The sequence below is a fragment of the Acidobacteriota bacterium genome (assembly GCA_012517875.1).
GTDB lineage: Bacteria > Acidobacteriota > JAAYUB01 > JAAYUB01 > JAAYUB01 > JAAYUB01.
Map to the genome: position 1 here is coordinate 1 of JAAYUB010000150.1, position 15,913 is coordinate 15,913.

15 protein-coding genes are annotated in these 15,913 nt (G+C 69.1%); 8 read left to right on the top strand and 7 right to left on the bottom strand.

Annotation, left to right across the window (positions count from 1 at the left end; all coding sequences use genetic code 11):
- From GX414_15045 to mutY, 5 genes are all read right to left on the bottom strand, one after another.
- A partial coding sequence (locus GX414_15045; protein ID NLI48418.1) for a hypothetical protein occupies positions 1-578 on the bottom strand: 578 nt, incomplete at its 3' end.
- A 257-nt stretch (positions 579-835) separates the two neighbouring features.
- Positions 836-1,399 (bottom strand): manganese efflux pump, encoded by a 564-nt coding sequence (locus GX414_15050; GenBank protein NLI48419.1) that lies wholly within the window; start codon positions 1,397-1,399, stop codon positions 836-838.
- Positions 1,400-1,750: 351 nt separating this feature from the next.
- Positions 1,751-2,653 (bottom strand): cysteine synthase A, encoded by a 903-nt coding sequence (cysK, locus tag GX414_15055; GenBank protein ID NLI48420.1) that lies wholly within the window; start codon positions 2,651-2,653, stop codon positions 1,751-1,753.
- A 74-nt stretch (positions 2,654-2,727) separates the two neighbouring features.
- The gene (locus GX414_15060; protein ID NLI48421.1) at positions 2,728-3,678 is read right to left on the bottom strand and encodes a serine acetyltransferase; all 951 of its coding nucleotides are present in this window, start codon (positions 3,676-3,678) and stop codon (positions 2,728-2,730) included.
- A 51-nt stretch (positions 3,679-3,729) separates the two neighbouring features.
- Positions 3,730-4,794, bottom strand: a complete 1,065-nt coding sequence (gene mutY, locus GX414_15065) for an A/G-specific adenine glycosylase (GenBank protein NLI48422.1) — start codon at positions 4,792-4,794, stop codon at positions 3,730-3,732.
- Between the two features lie 311 nt (positions 4,795-5,105).
- Between mutY and pdhA the strand changes: the two genes are divergently transcribed.
- From pdhA to GX414_15100, 7 genes are all read left to right on the top strand, one after another.
- On the top strand, positions 5,106-6,203 hold the full coding sequence (pdhA, locus tag GX414_15070; protein NLI48423.1) for a pyruvate dehydrogenase (acetyl-transferring) E1 component subunit alpha: 1,098 nt from the start codon (positions 5,106-5,108) through the stop codon (positions 6,201-6,203).
- Positions 6,200-7,183 carry an alpha-ketoacid dehydrogenase subunit beta gene (locus GX414_15075; protein NLI48424.1) on the top strand — a complete coding sequence of 328 codons (984 nt, stop codon included), beginning with the start codon at positions 6,200-6,202 and terminating at the stop codon, positions 7,181-7,183. Before pdhA ends, GX414_15075 begins: the two co-directional genes overlap by 4 nt.
- Positions 7,184-7,214: 31 nt before the next feature.
- A complete protein-coding gene (locus GX414_15080) occupies positions 7,215-8,522 on the top strand; it encodes a 2-oxo acid dehydrogenase subunit E2 (GenBank protein NLI48425.1) in 1,308 nt (435 codons plus the stop codon).
- Positions 8,523-8,583: 61 nt separating this feature from the next.
- Positions 8,584-9,945, top strand: coding sequence for an FAD-dependent oxidoreductase (locus GX414_15085; GenBank protein ID NLI48426.1), 1,362 nt, complete (start codon positions 8,584-8,586; stop codon positions 9,943-9,945).
- A gap of 338 nt (positions 9,946-10,283) precedes the next feature.
- Positions 10,284-10,928 carry a hypothetical protein gene (locus tag GX414_15090; GenBank protein ID NLI48427.1) on the top strand — a complete coding sequence of 215 codons (645 nt, stop codon included), beginning with the start codon at positions 10,284-10,286 and terminating at the stop codon, positions 10,926-10,928.
- A 375-nt stretch (positions 10,929-11,303) separates the two neighbouring features.
- On the top strand, positions 11,304-12,311 hold the full coding sequence (locus GX414_15095) for a DUF1028 domain-containing protein (GenBank protein NLI48428.1): 1,008 nt from the start codon (positions 11,304-11,306) through the stop codon (positions 12,309-12,311).
- Between the two features lie 37 nt (positions 12,312-12,348).
- On the top strand, positions 12,349-13,263 hold the full coding sequence (locus tag GX414_15100) for an RluA family pseudouridine synthase (protein ID NLI48429.1): 915 nt from the start codon (positions 12,349-12,351) through the stop codon (positions 13,261-13,263).
- A 112-nt stretch (positions 13,264-13,375) separates the two neighbouring features.
- Here the strand turns inward: GX414_15100 and GX414_15105 are convergent, their stop codons facing one another.
- Together GX414_15105 and GX414_15110 are read right to left on the bottom strand one after the other, a co-directional pair.
- Complete coding sequence (locus GX414_15105) at positions 13,376-13,858, bottom strand: DoxX family membrane protein (protein NLI48430.1); 483 nt, start codon at positions 13,856-13,858, stop codon at positions 13,376-13,378.
- Between the two features lie 30 nt (positions 13,859-13,888).
- The gene (locus GX414_15110; protein ID NLI48431.1) at positions 13,889-14,362 is read right to left on the bottom strand and encodes a rhodanese-like domain-containing protein; all 474 of its coding nucleotides are present in this window, start codon (positions 14,360-14,362) and stop codon (positions 13,889-13,891) included.
- A gap of 215 nt (positions 14,363-14,577) precedes the next feature.
- Between GX414_15110 and GX414_15115 the strand changes: the two genes are divergently transcribed.
- The coding region (locus tag GX414_15115; protein ID NLI48432.1) for a GWxTD domain-containing protein at positions 14,578-15,913 on the top strand (1,336 nt) is incomplete at its 3' end.

The following is a 15,913-nucleotide window of genomic DNA, read 5'->3' on the forward strand; positions in this document are numbered from 1 at the left end:
GCATCGCGCCGCCCGGCTTCGTCGCCGAGCTCCGCGAACAGCTTCTCCGCCCGGTTGAAATCGCCGGCGTCCAGATAGGCGCGGGCGCAGCGGGCCAGCCCGTCCCGGTCGCCGAGCCGCCGGAGGAGCCGCACGGCGTTGCCCAGATCGTGCTTGTCCAGATACCGTTCCGCCAGTTCGCCCAGCCCGGCTTCATGACCCGCGGCGGCGAACGCCTTCTCGGCCGCGGCCAAGTCGCCGCGCGCCAGAAAGGTCCGCGCCAGACGGAGGTACTCCGCCGCCGGCACCTCGCGGTGGATGAGCTTGAGGACGCGCTCGGTCTCGCCGAAGTTGCCGCGCTCCAGCCACAAGCCGGCCACCCGGTGCAGCCCTTCGGTGCACGCCGTTTCCTCGTAGAGCTGCGCCGCCTTCTTGACGTTGTTGTGGGTGAGGTAGTGTTCGGCCGCCGCCCGCAGGCCGGCGGTGTGACCGAGCTGGCGGAAGATCTTCACCGCCGCGTCGGCGTCGCCGCGCGCCAGCAGGTCCTCGGCCTGCCGCCGTTCGTCCCGTTTCTTCTTGGAAAAGAGGAAGTCCACCATCGCATCCGTCCTCAGGGTCGGGTGACCGTTGGCGCGACTGCCGGCCGGTCCTTGGCGGCTGCCCGGGCTTGTGAACCGCCATGCTCCGGCGTTCATCCGGCCCGGAATCCGTCCGGCCGCACCGAAAACGGCAGCTGATCCAGCGGGCATTCTACAACCATTCGGATTGGAAATAAACGGCGAAGCCCGCCGGCCGGTGCGCCAATGAGCGCAGGAGCCGCCGGTTTCGCAACCGGCATGGAACCGGCGCGCCGGTCTTAGAACACACCGTGTTCGGAGAGGATCTTCAGCCCGATGGCCAGCAGCACCAGGCCGCCGGCCAGTTCCATCCAGCGGCCGAAGCGTGCGCCCAGCGCACCGCCGCAGCGCATCCCCACGAGCGTCATCGCCGCGGCCACCGCGCCGATGACCAGGCTGGGGTAGAGCACGTGCACCCCGAGCATAGAGAAACTGATCCCCACGGCCAGCGCGTCGATACTCGTGGCCACTGACAGCGCCACCAGCGACCAGCCCCGGGTGGGATCGGAGCGGTACCGCGCGGCGTCCTCGCCGTCGAACGATTCCCAGACCATCTTGCCGCCCACGACCGCCAGTAAGGTGAAGGCCACCCAGTGGTCGAATGCGGACACATGGCCCGCCAGAGTGGAGCCCAGCCCCCAGCCGACGATGGGCATCAGGAACTGGAACAGCCCGAAGTGGAAGGACAATCGAAAGCACTGCCGCGGCGAAACCTCCCGCAACGCAGCGCTCGCCGCCAGCGCCACGGCGAAGGCGTCCATGGCCAGGGCGAAGGCGATTCCGATGATGGCGATCCAGTTCATGGGGCGGCGCACCTTCCGTCGCGAAGCTTCAGATTAAGGGAAAACAGAGTGGTGTCAATCGGAATTCGGACGTCGGACGGCGGACATCGGGGCTCGAGACTCGAGGTTCGAGGCTCGTCACAGATCCCTCGTGCTCATAATCGTAATCACAATTCGTAATCGTGAGCGTAATCATGATTGAGGTTCAAGGTGGACGGGTGAATCGGTGAATGGGTACGAGGCTCCGGGTTCTGTGATCGAGGACCCAGAACCCAGGTCCCAGGTCCGAAATCCGATGTCCGATGATCGGGAACGAGCCTCGAGTCTCGAGCCTCTAGCCTCGCCGCAAAAACTGGCGGATCGTCCCGAATCCTACTCGAACAGCGTGGTCGACAGGTACCGCTCGCCGGTGTCGCAGACCACCGCCACGATCATCCGGCCGGCGCTCTCCGGCCGGCCGGCCACCCGCAAGGCCGCCGCCACGATGGCCCCGCTGGAGATGCCGGCCAGGATCCCCTCCTCGCGGGCCAGTCGCAGGGTGACGGCTTTGGCCTCCGCGGCGTCCACGGTGGCGATCTCGTCGATGACCGCGCGGTTCAGCACCTCGGGCACGAAACCGGCACCGATCCCCTGGATGGGGTGGGGCGCCGGCTGACCGCCCGAGAGCACCGGCGACTCGGCCGGCTCCACGGCTACGATGCGGACCGACGGTTTCAGCTGTTTCAGCGCCTCGCCCACGCCGGTCACGGTGCCGCCGGTGCCCACGCCGGCGACGAAGACGTCCACCCGGCCGCCGGTGTCCTCCCAGACCTCCAGGGCGGTTGTCCGGCGGTGCATCGCGATGTTGGCCGGGTTCTTGAATTGTTGGGGCATGAAGTAGTCCGAGTGTTCCGCCGCCAGTTGCTCGGCCGCCGCCACCGCGCCGCGCATGCCGGCGGCGCCGGGAGTCAGGCGGATCTCCGCGCCGAATGCGGCAAGCAGCTTGCGGCGCTCCACGCTCATGGTCTCGGGCATGGTGAGAAGCACCCGGTAGCCCTTCACCGCCGCGACGAACGCCAGGCCGATGCCCGTGTTGCCGCTCGTGGGCTCGACGACGGTCATGCCGGGACGCAGCCGGCCGTCGGCCTCGGCCGCTTCGATGAGAGCCAGGCCGAGACGGTCCTTGACGCTGGCGCACGGGTTGAAGAACTCCAGCTTGGCCACCACCGCGCCGGGCAGTCCGGCCGAGAGCTTCGGCAGGCGCACCAGCGGGGTGTTACCCACCAGCTCCAGCATGCTGCCGGCGATGAGGGGACGGTGTCGTCGGGTGGATGTGTGTGTCACGGTCACTGGCCTCCTGGCGCGACGGTTCAGATGCCGCCGCCGTTTTCGTAGCTGGACTCCTGCAGCCGGCCCTGCTGGACGCGGCTGCGGGGTGGAACGCTATGGGTGAGCCAGACGTTGCCGCCGATCACCGAGCCGCGGCCGATGGTGATCCGCCCCAGCACCGTGGCGCCGGAGTAGATGATCACGTCGTCCTCGACGATGGGGTGGCGCGGGACGCCCTTGATGGGCTTGCCGGCCGCGTCCAGCGGGAAGCTCTTGGCCCCCAGGGTCACCCCCTGGTACAGGCGGACGTTGCGCCCGATGACGCACGTCTCGCCGATGACCACGCCGGTGCCGTGGTCGATGAAGAAGCGTTCGCCGATCTCGGCGCCGGGGTGGATGTCGATGCCGGTGTCGGAGTGGGCGCGCTCGGTGAGGATCCGCGGAATGAGCGGCACGCCGAGGCGGTGCAGCGCGTGGGCAACCCGGTAGTTGGTCACCGCGTGGATACTCGGGTAGCAGCTGATCACCTCGCCGGGGCTCAGCGCCGCCGGATCGCCGTCAAAGGCCGCGGCGACGTCGGTGGCCAGCAGCCGGCGCAGTTCCGGCAGCGCGCCGAGCAACGCGGCGGCCACTTCGTCGGAGCGGCGCTCGCAGGCGACGCACTGCGGGCGGGTGAGCCCGACGCAGGCGAAGCAGAGGCCCCGTTTCACCTGCTCGGCCAGGATGGCCCGGGCCCGGTCCAGCAGCGTGCCCATGTAGAAGGGCATGTTGCCCGGATGGATGTCGGTGTGGCCGAAATAGCCGGGGAACAGCGCCGCGCGCAGGCAGGCCATCATCTCGGCCAGGGCGTCCAGCGACGGCATGGGCACGTGGTAGGCGCTCTCGTGGAGCAGCGGCGCGTACGAGTCGGGTCGGCTCAGCGCCTCGACCACCGTGTGGAGGCCTGCCGGCGCGCCCGGCTCCGGCTCCGCCGACGATTGCTTTTCATTCATGGCCACCCCCAAAACCGCGCCGCCCCACAAGCGGCGCTATGACTCTAAGATTCATCCGCCCCCGGGGTGGGATTCAGACCGGAGCCATTCCCGCAGCTGCGGGAAGAACTTTCGGTTCGCCCCGGGGAAGGCGTAGTCGTCCAGTTCCGCCGCCGTGACCCAGCGGCCGGCCGCCGCCGCGCGGGGCGCCGCGCCGCGCCCCAGCCGGCAGACGAACACGTGCAGGTGCGCCCGGAAGTGGCTGTACGCGTGCCGCACCTCCGCCAGCGGCGCGATCGCCGCCGGCGCCACGCCGATCTCCTCGCGGCACTCGCGCGCCAGCGCCGTCTCGGGCGTTTCGCCCGGCTCGATCTTGCCGCCGGGAAACTCCCAGAGGCCGCCGAGGAAGCCGTCGGCGGGACGCTGCTGGATGAACACCCGTCCCCGCCGAACGATCACCGCCACCACGACGCGCCGGAGCGGCGCCGCCCGCAGGACCGCGCGCACGGGCAGCGCCGCAGCTTCGCCCGTCCGCCGGGCCGCGCACCGGCGGGCCAGTGGACACTCGGCGCACCGCGGCGTGCGCGGCACGCACACCCGAGCGCCCAGTTCCATGAGCGCCTGGTTGAAATCCCCGGGCGCCGCCGCCGGGATCACGGCAGCCAGCTCGCGGCGGATCCGGTTGCGGGCGCGGGCCGTCCGGACGTCCTCGCGGAGGCAGCGCCAGCGGGCCCACACCCGCAGCACGTTGCCGTCCACAACCGGCAGCGGCTCCCCAGCGGCGATGCTGAGCACCGCGGCGGCGATGTAGTCGCCCACGCCGGGCAGGCGGCGGAACGTCGCCGGCGTGCGCGGGACGCGGCCGCCGTGCGCCGTCACGACCTGCCGCGCGGCCGCGTGCAGGTTACGGGCGCGGCCGTAGTACCCGAGCCCCTCCCAGGCCTTGAGCACGTCGTCCAGCGGCGACGCCGCCAGCGCCGCCACCGTGGGGAAGCGCGCCAGGAACCGCCGGTAGTAGGGCGTGGCCGCGGCCACCTGGGTCTGCTGGAGCATGACCTCCGAGACCCAGATCCGGTAGATGTTCCGGGTGCGGCGCCACGGCAGATCGCGCCGCGTGGCGCGGTACCACTGGAGCAGGGCCTGGATGTCGTCCGTGTTCATGTTCCCTCTCACCGCCGGCAACGCCGGCGGCCAGTCGCCGAGGATACACCCGGACCCGGTCGCCGTGTCAAACAGTTTGGCGACGCCCGGCGGCAAAGTTCTCCCGCCGGAGTGAATCGCGCCGCCGGCCGGCGGCATCTCACCAGACGTCCGTCCCGGGCCGCGGCGTGGGGTCGCGCCGGTCGGGACGGCGGTTCCGTAAACGATTATTAATGGAATCCGGCTTCCGGCCGCATCCGGCGGCGCCGGCACCGCCCCGGAAGCCCAATCCGCGCAGGGAGAATCGCATGGCCCACCCATTGTTCGAGGCGTTCAGTCCCGCCGCCGGCGGGCGGCTGCAGATCATGGACGACGAGGGCCGGATCATCCACCCCGAGTGGATGCCGGCGCTGGCCGACGAGCAGGCCGTCGAGGCGCTGCGGCGGATGCTCTACGTTCGCACCGCCGATGCCATGGCCGTGTCGTACCAGCGCCAGGGCCGCATGTACACCTATCCGCCCAACTACGGCCAGGAGGCCATCAGCGTCGCCGTGGGCATGGTAATGCGCGACGAGGACTGGCTGGCCCCGGCCTACCGCGAGCTGGGGGCCTGGTTGGCCAAGGGCGCCCGGATGAAGGACATCTTCCTCTATTTCGGCGGCCACGAGCAGGGTTGTCGCCTGCCCGAGGCCAAAAACATGCTGCCGTGGTCGGTGCCCATCGCCTCGCAGCTCCTGCACGCCGCCGGCATCGGCTACGCCCTCAAGTACCAGGGCAAGCCCGGCGCCGCGTTCACCTTCTTCGGCGAGGGCGGCACCTCGCAGGGCGATTTCCACGAGGCGCTCAACTTCGCCGGGGTCTGGCGTGCGCCGGTGGTGTTCGTGTGCCAGAACAACCAGTACGCCATCTCCTGCCACCTGTCGAAGCAGACTGCGGCGCCCTCCATCGCCGTCAAGGCGCTGGGCTACGGCATCGCCGGCATCCAGGTGGACGGCAACGACTTCTTCGCCGTCTACGCCGCGGCCGCCGCAGCGGCGGAGCACGCCCGCGCCGGGAACGGCCCGGTGCTCATCGAAGCGGTGACCTACCGCCTGGGTGCCCACACCACCTCGGACGACCCCGGCCGCTACCGCTCCGCCGAGGAGGAGGCCCGGTGGGCCGAGCGCGAGCCGGTGAAACGGCTGCGGGCCCACCTGGCCGACCGAGGCCTGTGGCGGGCCGAGGACGAGGAGGCGCTCGTCGCCCAGTTCCGCAAGGACATCGACGCCCAGTTCCTCGCCCAGGAGAACGAGCCGTACCCCCTCGAGGACGTCTTCGTGCACCACTACGCCGAAATGCCCGACGATCTCAAACACCAGCTGGTCGCGTACCAGAAGTTCGAGAACTGGAAGGAGTCGCACCGATGAACACCCAGGTCATGACCCTCGTCCAGGCGGTCAATCACGCCCTGGACCTCAAGCTGGCCGAAGACCCGGCGATCGTCGTCTACGGCGAGGACGTGGGCCTCGAGGGCGGCGTCTTCCGCGCCACCGAGGGACTACAGGCCCGGCACGGCGAGGCCCGCGTCTTCGACAGCCCGCTGGCCGAGTCGGGCATCATGGGCACGGCCGTCGGCATGGCCGCCGCGGGGCTCCGCCCGGTGGTCGAGATCCAGTTCTGCGGCTTCCTCTACCCGGCCTTCAACCAGCTCGTCTGCCACGTGGCCCGCATGCGCAACCGCACCCGCGGCAAGTATCCCATGCGCCTGGTGGTCCGGTTCCCGTACGGCGGCAACATCCGCGCGCTGGAGCAGCACTCCGAGAGCCCGGAGGCGCTGCTGGCGCACACGCCGGGGCTGAAAGTCGTCATCCCCTCGACGCCGTACGACGCCAAGGGCCTGCTCATCGCCGCCATCGAGTCGGACGATCCCGTCATCTTCATGGAGCCGAAGCGCATCTACCGCGCCGTGAAGCAGGAGGTGCCGCTCCAGAAGTACACCCTGCCCATCGGCAAGGCCAAGGTGCTCACCGAGGGGACCGACGTCACGGTGGTCACCTACGGCGCCAACGTGCGCGAGACGCAGAAGGCGCTGGCTCTGGCCAAGAAGGACGGCATCTCGGCGGAGCTGATCGACCTGCGCACCATCTACCCCGTCGACCGCCCGACCATCGCGGCCTCCGTGCGCAAGACCGGCCGCTTCCTCGCCGTGACCGAGGGGCCCGCCACCTGCGGCGTGGCCGCCGAGCTCGTCACCATCGTCAACGAGGAAGCGTTCCTCAGCCTGGCCGCACCGCCGGCCCGGCTGGCCGGCTTCGACACGGCGCCGCCGTACGCGCGGGGCGAGCATTTCTACTTCCACTCCCCCGAGCGGATCTACTACGAGCTGAAGAAAGTGGTCGACTACTGAGCCGCCACCCGGCAGCCTGGAGGACAGCGTCATGCGTTACATCTTCAAGTTCCCCGACATCGGCGAAGGCGTCCACGAGGGCAAGATCCTGAAGTGGCACGTCGAGAAGGGCCAACGGGTGGCCATGGGCGACCCGGTGGTCCAGGTGGAGACCGACAAGGTGGTGGCCGACATCCCCGCCCCGCGCGACGGCGCCGTGGTGGACCGCTTCGGCGCCGTGGGCGAGATCATCAACGTGGGCGACGCGCTGATCGAGCTCGAGATCGAGGGCGTCGCCGGCGCCGAGGCCCAGGCCATCGCCGCCGAGAAGCCGAAACCCAGGACCCAGGAGCCGGTGGACGAGGCGGGCTTCGGCGTCGTCGGCACCATCGAGGTGGCCGGCGACGCCGCCGTGCTCCCCGCCGGCAGCGAGGGGCTCCCCGCCGCGCCCGTCGCGCCGGAGGCCGCGCCGCGCCGCAAAGCGTTGGCCACGCCGGTGTCGCGGGCCATGGCCCGGGAGCTCGGCGTCGACATCGACCAGGTGGCGGGCACCGGCCCCGGCGGCCGGGTGATGAAGTCGGACATCCAGGCGCACTACGACCGGCTTCGCACCGCCGCGCCGGCACCAGCCCCGGCGGCCGCGCCGGCACCGGACGTGCCGCGGGTGGAGTACGAGCCGCTCTCCATGATCCGGAAGGCCATCGCCCGCAACATGGCCGTGTCGAAGGGGACCGCCGCCCATATGACGGTGATTGACGAGGTGGAAGTCTCGGCGCTCGTGGCGCTGCGGCGGGACCACAAGGACCGCCTCCAGGCCCGGGGGGTGAGCCTGACCTACCTGCCGTTCGTGCTCAAGGCCGTCGCCGGAGCGCTGAAGCGCCACCGGAGTTTGAACTCCCAGCTCGACCTCGAGAACAACCGGATGGTCTACCAGCTCGACGTGAACATCGGCATCGCCGTGGACACCGACGACGGCCTGGTGGTCCCGGTGATCCGACACGCCGACCGGCTCAGCATCCTGGAGCTGGCGGCACGGATCCAGGAGTTCGCCGCCCGGGCCCGCGAGCGCAAGCTGACCCTGGACGACTTCAAGGGCGGCACCTTCACCGTGACCAACTACGGCGCCATCGGCGGGCTGTTCGGCGTGCCGGTGATCAACTATCCGCAAGCGGCCATCCTCGGCATCGGCCGCGTCGTGGAGCGGCCGGTGGTCAAGGACGGCCAGCTCGCCGTGGGCCGCGTGATGCCGCTGTCGCTGTCGGTGGACCACCGGATCGTGGACGGCGGCGCCACCACGCGCTTCCTCAACGACGTGATGGCGTCGCTGCGGGAGCCGGTGGGAATGTTGTTGGGTGAATAGCAAATTCGGTGAATCGGTGAGTGGTTGAATCGGGCAGAAGCAGAAGAGAGGAGCCATGAACATGGAGCGCAAGACAACGCCGGATTATGACCTGCTGATCGTGGGCGCCGGACCCGCCGGCTACGTGGCGGCCATCCGTGCCGGCCAGGTGGGCCTCAAGACCGCCCTGGTGGAGAGGGACCATGTCGGCGGTATGTGCCTGAACTGGGGCTGCATCCCCACCAAGGCCATGCTCGAGAGCGCCCGGCTCCTGGAGCGGATCCGCCAGGCCCGGCAGTTCGGCATTGACGGCATCGACGAATCGAAGCTCCGGCTCAACTGGGGCGCCGCCCGGGACCGCGCCAGCCGGGTGGTCCAGCGGCTGGCCGGCAACATCGAGGTCTACCTCGGCCGGTACGGCGTCGAGACCATCCGCGGCGAGGCCGAGCTCCTCGCGCCCACGACGGTCCGGGTGGGCCGGCGGGTGATCGAGGCCGGGCGCGTGATCCTGGCCACCGGCTCCCGGCCCGCACCGCTTCCGGCGGCGGTGCCGCCGGAGCTGGCCCTGGAGATCGACGGGCTGTTCGCCCTGCGCGCGCTCCCCGCCAGCGTCGCCGTGGTGGGCCAGGGACCCAACGCCATGGAGCTGGCGCTGCTCCTCAAGATGGCCGGCAGCGTGGTGACGCTGGTCTCGCCGGCGGCGACGCTGCTGCCCATGGCGGATCCCTACCTGTCGACCTACGCCCTCAACCGGCTGCGCCACCAGGGTGTGCGGGTCCTCCTCGAGGCCGTCCCCACCGGCGGCACCGCCGGCGGCATCCTCGTGGGCGAGGAGCGGATCCTGTGCGAGCGGGTGCTCAACGCCGCGCGGCGCCGTGCGGTCATCCCTAAGGTGGAGTTCGAGCTCACCCTCGACGACGGCTTCGTCTTCACCGACGACTACCTCCAGGCGGGCCATTCGACACTCTTCGCTGTGGGCGATGTGAACGGCCGCAGCGCCACCGCCCACGCCGCGTCGGCCCAGGGGCTGCACGCCGTCAACGTGATCCAGGGCGTGCGGTGGAAATTGGACGCGCGCCGCTACCCGCTCAACATCTACACCTTCCCCGAGATCGCCCAGGTGGGGCTCACCGAGCCCGAAATCCAGGCCCGCGGGATCGACTACCGGGTCCACGAGTACCCGTTGGCGGCCAACGCCAAGGCGCTGGCCGAGGGGAACGCCGAGGGCTTCATCCGCCTGCTCGCGGAGCGACGCTTCGGCGAGGTGCTGGGCGTGCAGATCGTCGCCGCCCATGCCACCGACATGATCGCCGAGGCCGCCGCCATCATCCAGGCCGAGGGGACCGTCCATGATGTGGCGCGCATCGCGCACGCCCACCCCACGGTGTCGGAGGTGTTCCTCGAAGCGGGCCTGGCGGCGCTGGGCCGTCCGCTCCACGAATAATTGATGGTTGATAGTTGATAGTTGATAGTTGATGGTTGATAGTTGATGGTTGATAGTTGATGGTTCGTGCTCGTAATCGTAATTCGTAATCGTCATCTTAGTCGAAGCTTATGGTGAATGGGTGAATGGGTGAGTAGGTGAGTAGGTGAGTAGGTGAATAGGTGATTGGGTAGTGGTTAAGGGTTGAGGGTTGGAGTTGAGGTGCGATAGGATGAAATACCTCAGCTTGAATTCATCATTCACAATTGGATTATGGATCTTCTATTCTCACAACTGATTTTCCCCGACTCTCAACCCTCAACTCACAACCCTCAACCTTCTTCTTCGGTCACGCCGCCATGATCACGGAAGAACCGGCCCCCTACGATTTCCCCGACCGCGAGCTGCTCAACGCCGACGGCGCGGTGTACCGGTGCCTCGTGTGGCAGCCGGCGGCCGTCTGCGTGGTCATCGGCCGCGGCAACAGCTCCGCTGCGTCGGTGTTCCTCGACCGGGCGGCCGCCGACGGCGTGGCGGTGGTCCAGCGCCCGTCGGGCGGCGAGGCGGTGGTGCTCTCGCCCCGCACCCTGGCCGTCTCCGCCGTGCACCGCGCGGCGGATCAGATGGCCTCGCGGCGCTACTTCGAGCTGTTCAACGGCGCCGCCATTCGCGCCCTGGCGGGCCTCGGTGTCACAGGGCTCTCCCGGCGCGGCATCTCCGACATCGCCCTGGGCGACCGGAAGATCCTCGGCTCCTCGATCTACCGCAACCGCCGGCAGGTGCTCTACCACGCCGTGCTCAACGTGGCCGAGTCGCCCGAGCTGATGGAGCGCTACCTCCGCCCCCCCGGCCGCCAGCCCGACTACCGTCGCGACCGCTCCCATCGCGACTTCGTCACTTCGCTCGCCGCCGCCGGGTACGCGCTGTCAATGGCGGCGCTTCATGACGCCCTGCACACCGCCCTGACCCGCGTGGTTCTCTCCCCCGCCCCTCCGTCCTCGTAAGTCGTAATCGTGATCGTAGTCGGGGCTCGGGGCTCGAGGCTCGTTCCCGATCAAGTGATATCGGACCTCGGGCCTGGGGCCTCGGCTCCGGGGATTCGGTCCAGAGACGCTCTGGAGTGTGCAGACATGTCCGCGCTCCGGTTTCCCGTCTGGAGTGCGCAGACACGTCTGCGCTCTGGTTTCCCGCGAAGCGGGCGCCCAAACCCCTCGATCCTGCCGTCGTGCTCCACGCCGATCCAAAGCGGCGTCGTGCCGCCGCACTCCAAACCGTCATCCCGTCGCGAACCACATTGCCGACCGAGACTCTTGCGGGCGCGGCGGCGCACCGCTATCATGGAGTTGTCACATTCGAATCAACCGACAGGAGATCCGTCCATGGCCAAATACCTTTTATTCGTCAGCCTCGCCTGGGCGCTCGGGCTCACCCTCTGGGCACCGGCGGCACCACCGGCCGCCGGCCCGCTGGCACACACCTACTCCATCGTCGCCCGTGATCCGCGCACCGGCGAGATGGGCGTCGCCGTGCAGTCCCACTGGTTCAGCGTAGGCACCATCGTCGCCTGGGCCGAGGCGGGCGTTGGCGCCGTGGCCACCCAGTCGTTCGTGGAGCCGGCCTACGGACCGCGGGGACTGGAACTGATGCGCACCGGCTTGTCGGCCCCCGACGCCCTCAAGGCGCTGTTGGCGGCCGATCCGGCCGAGGCGGTGCGGCAGATCGCCTTCATCGACAGCCAGGGGCGGGTGGCCACCCACACCGGCGCCCGCTGCGTCGCCTGCGCCGGCCATCTCGCCGGCGCCCAGTTCTCGGTCCAGGCCAACATGATGCTCAACGACGCAGTGGTGCCGGCCATGCGGCGGGCGTTCGAGGCATCGTCGGGGCCGCTGGCGGAGCGGCTGCTGGCGGTGCTCGAAGCCGCCGAGGCGGCCGGCGGCGACATCCGCGGCCGGCAGGCGGCGGCGATCCTGGTGGTGCGGGGCCAATCCACCGGCCGGCCGTGGGCCGACCGGCTTATGGACCTGCGGGTGGAGGACCATCCCGACCCGGTGTCTGAGCTCAAGCGCCTGCTGGCGGTGCACCGCGCCTACGAGCGGATGAACGCCGGCGACTTGGCCGTGGAGAAGAACGACCTGGCCGCCGCCATGGAGCACTACGCCGCCGCCTCCCGGCTGCAGCCCGGCAACGTGGAGATGCGCTTCTGGACCGCCGTGACCCTGGCCACGAACAACCGGCTTGAGGGCGCGCTCCCCATTTTCCGCGACGTTTTCGCCCAGGAGAAGAACTGGATCGAGATGCTGCGGCGGCTCCCCCCGTCGGGCATCATCCCCGACACGCCCGAGGGCCGGGCGCTCGTGGACCGGATCCTGACGGAGACGGGGAACTAGGGATTGCCGCGGCCCGCGGCGCCGGGAGGCGGACACGATGGGTGTGCGCACGTTCACGGCGGTGATCGCCTCGGAGCACTCCGGCATGAGGCTGGATCGCCTCATCGCCGACTTGTGGCCGGAGCTCTCCCGCAAGCTGGCCCAGCGGATCATCGTCGCCGGCGGCTGCTACCTCGACGGACGGCGCCGCCAGGTGGCCGCCACGCCCGCCCCGGCCGGCGGCCGCCTCAAGGTGTGCGTGGACCCGGACCAGCCGTTCCGCACCTTCCGCCTGGAGCCGTCCGCCATCCTGTTCGAAGACGACGATCTGCTGGTGGTGGACAAGCCGTCGGGTACGCCGGTGGCGCTGTCGGCTACGGGCCAGGAGGGGAGCGTCCAGCGCGGCGCCGCCGAGCACCTGGCCCGCGCCGGCGCCGCGCACCGCCCCGCGGTGCTCCATCGTCTGGACCAGCCCACCTCGGGGGTGCTGCTGTTCGCTAAAAACGAGCCGGCCGAGAAGGCCGTGTACGAGCTGTTCCGCCGGGGCGGCGTCCGGAAGACGTACCTGGCGCTGGTCCAGCCCGCCCCCGCGCGCTCCGAGGGCCGGATCGAGGCGGCCATCGCCCGCCGGGTGGACCGCCGCAACCAGTACAAGGTGAGCCGCGAGCGGGGCAAGGCGTCGCTCACCGAATACCGCCGCCTGGGCCGGGGTCCCGACGGCACGGCGCTCCTGGCGGTGACGCCCCGCACCGGCCGCTCGCACCAGATCCGAGTGCACCTGGCGTGGATCGGCGCGCCCATCGTGGGCGACACCCTGTACGGCGGCGCCGCGCACCCGCTGGTGTTCGGCCTGCACGCCCGGCGCCTGGAACTGCCCCATCCGCGCACGCACCGGCCCGCCGGATTCACCGCCGCCGTCCCCGCCGGCTGGCTGGCCGCGTTCCCGTGGCTGGCCGGGATCCCCGATTTGTAATTGTCGATTGGAGTCAATCACCGCCGAGGTATGGAAACGCGGGGGCGATTCCAGGCTCAAACATCCGGAGTTCTCCCGGCGTTTCTGCGTCTCAGCGGTTCGTAAAATCGCCCTAGCTGGCGGGCACTTCCTCGGGGACGGCCGCGGGTGCGGCCGGCACGGCGGCCGCGTCCTGGGCGCGGAACTTGAGGAAGACCAGCGCGGCGGGCACGAGCAGCGCCAGGTCTCGGAGGAGCAGCCCAAGGCCCACCCGGGAGGTCTCCGACGAGCCGAAGCAGCCGCAGGCAATGTCGATGCCGCGGACCATCGTGGTGGCGATGAGCACCGAGAACACGAGCACCAGCCCGGTGAGGATGACCCACGCGCCGCGGGACCACACGTTGAGGATGAGCAGGATGCCGGCGGTCAGTTCCACCCACGGCAGGATCACCGCCGCCAGGTTGACCCACACGGGTGCCGTGACGATTTTATAGTTGACGATGGACTGGGCGAAAGCGGCCGGATCGGCGATCTTGCTGACGCTGGCCCAAAGGAACACGCCGCCCAGCACCGCCCGGCAGAGGAATTGAAAGACGGGATTCAGGATCAGTTTCATGGGTCCTCCCTCGTCGCCTGGCCGGTTGAATCAGTCCCACTCGATCTCATGGGCGGCGTCGGTCCATGCCATCCAACCGCCGAAGAACACGCTCACATTCCGGTAGCCCCGGGCGCGAAGCTGTTCCGCCACGTGGACGGAGGCCAGGCACTCATCGCCGTCGCAATACACGACCACGGGCTCGTCCACCGCGACCATCCCGGTGAACTGGGCCAGGAAGTCGCCGGAATCCTTTTCCGGCACGTTGAAGGCGCCGGGGATCCGCCCTTGGGCGAACAGCTCGGACGGTCGGGCATCCACGAAGACGGCCCCGCCGGAGTGATACAACTCGAACGCTTCGGCCAGATCCACGGTGGGCAGGTCCTGCTGCTGCGCCGTCGCCGTGACATCGGGCCGCGGATCGTAGTCGGCGATCGACAGCCGCGTGCGGGGCACATGGTTCACGGCGAGGGCCGCGGCGCCGGCCAGCGCCAGGATGTAGACGGTCTGCTTCAGGTATTTCATCGGACGGCTCCCAAAGGGGGTTATTATATGAATCCGCCGGCTCTCATGCAACCGTTCGTTCCCCCGGAAAGATGCCGGCCGGCCACCCGGGGACGAAACAATCTGCCGCCGCTTCAACATTTACCCGCCTGGCAGCATCTAGAAAGGGAATGAGCCGTTCCGCGCGCAGTCCGGTTCGATGTATAATTGGAGCCCCACAGGAGGTGGCACCGCCGATGAACGTACCGAACCGTCATGCCGTCCGACGCCTCGCCGCGATCCTGATCCTCGCGCTCGCCGTGCCGACGGCGGCGCTGCTGGCCGCCGACAAGCGTCTGAAGGCGCTGCCCGAGCACCATCGCAAGTGGATCGAGGAGGAGGTCGTCTGGATCATCGCCAGCATCGAGCGGGACGTTTTCCTGGACCTGAAGACCGACGCGGAACGGGACCGGTTCATCCTGAATTTCTGGGAGGCGCGCGACCCCACCCCGGGCACGCCCAAAAACGAGTTCCGCGAGGAGCACTACCGCCGGATCGAATACGCCAACGCCAAGTTCAGCGAAGGCGGTCCCGGCTGGCGCACCGACCGCGGCCGGATCTACATCCAGCTCGGCCCGCCGGCCCAGGTGTTCGAATGGGAAGCCCAGTATCAGGTCTATCCCATCCAGATGTGGTTCTACTCGGTGCGCCAGCACCCCAGCATCCCCAACAATTTCAACCTCCTGTTCTGGCAGCGGGAGGGCGCGGGCGCCTACAAGCTGTACAGCCCGTACAACGACGGCCCGGAGAAGCTGGTGAGCGCCGCCACCTTCAACGACCGGCGGTCCTCCTACGACTATCTGTACGGCCTCAACGCAGAGCTGGCCCGCGCGACCCTGACGTATTTCCCGAACGAGCCCGTGGATTTCGACCAGCTGATGCCGTCCATGTCCTCGGACCTGCTCGTCGCCCAGATCTTCCGCGTCCCTGAAGCGGAGGCCCCCACCCAGTACCTGACCCAGTTCCTGCCGGCGGACTCCAAGCTCCGCGAGAAGGTGAAGACCCGATACACCTTCGGCTTCGTGCCCATGCAGGCGGCCTTCCTGCCGTTCACCGACAGCGAGGGGCGCACCCTCCTCCACTACGGGTTTTACATCGCGCCCAAGGACCTGAGCATCGCCCGCTACAAGGACGAGTACTACGCCGCGCTTCAGATCACGCTCAACATTTCCGACGACAAGGACCAGGTGCTCCACCGCTCCAGCCAGGACCTCGTCCAGTACTTTTCCGAAGCGGAGTTCAAGAACGTCCAGCACCTGCCCCTGGTGTTCCTCGACAAGGTGGGCATCGTGCCCGGTCACTTCAAGCTGGACCTGCTGGTCTACAACAAGATCACCAGCCAGACCCACCAGTTCAGCAAGACGGTGGACATCCCGGAGTTCCCCGCCGCCGCCCCGGCCATGAGCCCGCTCATCGCGGTGGAGTCGTACAAGCCCGTGGAACGGACGTACGACGCGCTGTCCAACCTGGCGTTCAGCTTCTTCGGCTACAGCTTCACGCCGCTCCTGGAAAAATCGCTGAGCCCCACCGAGA

What these genes read in the sequence shown, in the direction of transcription:
- GX414_15050 (NLI48419.1), bottom strand. Translation starts at nt 1,399, where the DNA reads ATGAACTGGATCGCCATCATCGGAATCGCCTTCGCCCTGGCCATGGAC.
- cysK (NLI48420.1), bottom strand. Translation starts at nt 2,653, where the DNA reads ATGCTGGAGCTGGTGGGTAACACCCCGCTGGTGCGCCTGCCGAAGCTC.
- GX414_15060 (NLI48421.1), bottom strand. Translation starts at nt 3,678, where the DNA reads ATGAATGAAAAGCAATCGTCGGCGGAGCCGGAGCCGGGCGCGCCGGCA.
- pdhA (NLI48423.1), top strand. Translation starts at nt 5,106, where the DNA reads ATGGCCCACCCATTGTTCGAGGCGTTCAGTCCCGCCGCCGGCGGGCGG.
- GX414_15075 (NLI48424.1), top strand. Translation starts at nt 6,200, where the DNA reads ATGAACACCCAGGTCATGACCCTCGTCCAGGCGGTCAATCACGCCCTG.
- GX414_15080 (NLI48425.1), top strand. Translation starts at nt 7,215, where the DNA reads ATGCGTTACATCTTCAAGTTCCCCGACATCGGCGAAGGCGTCCACGAG.
- GX414_15085 (NLI48426.1), top strand. Translation starts at nt 8,584, where the DNA reads ATGGAGCGCAAGACAACGCCGGATTATGACCTGCTGATCGTGGGCGCC.
- GX414_15090 (NLI48427.1), top strand. Translation starts at nt 10,284, where the DNA reads ATGATCACGGAAGAACCGGCCCCCTACGATTTCCCCGACCGCGAGCTG.
- GX414_15095 (NLI48428.1), top strand. Translation starts at nt 11,304, where the DNA reads ATGGCCAAATACCTTTTATTCGTCAGCCTCGCCTGGGCGCTCGGGCTC.
- GX414_15100 (NLI48429.1), top strand. Translation starts at nt 12,349, where the DNA reads ATGGGTGTGCGCACGTTCACGGCGGTGATCGCCTCGGAGCACTCCGGC.
- GX414_15105 (NLI48430.1), bottom strand. Translation starts at nt 13,858, where the DNA reads ATGAAACTGATCCTGAATCCCGTCTTTCAATTCCTCTGCCGGGCGGTG.
- GX414_15110 (NLI48431.1), bottom strand. Translation starts at nt 14,362, where the DNA reads ATGAAATACCTGAAGCAGACCGTCTACATCCTGGCGCTGGCCGGCGCC.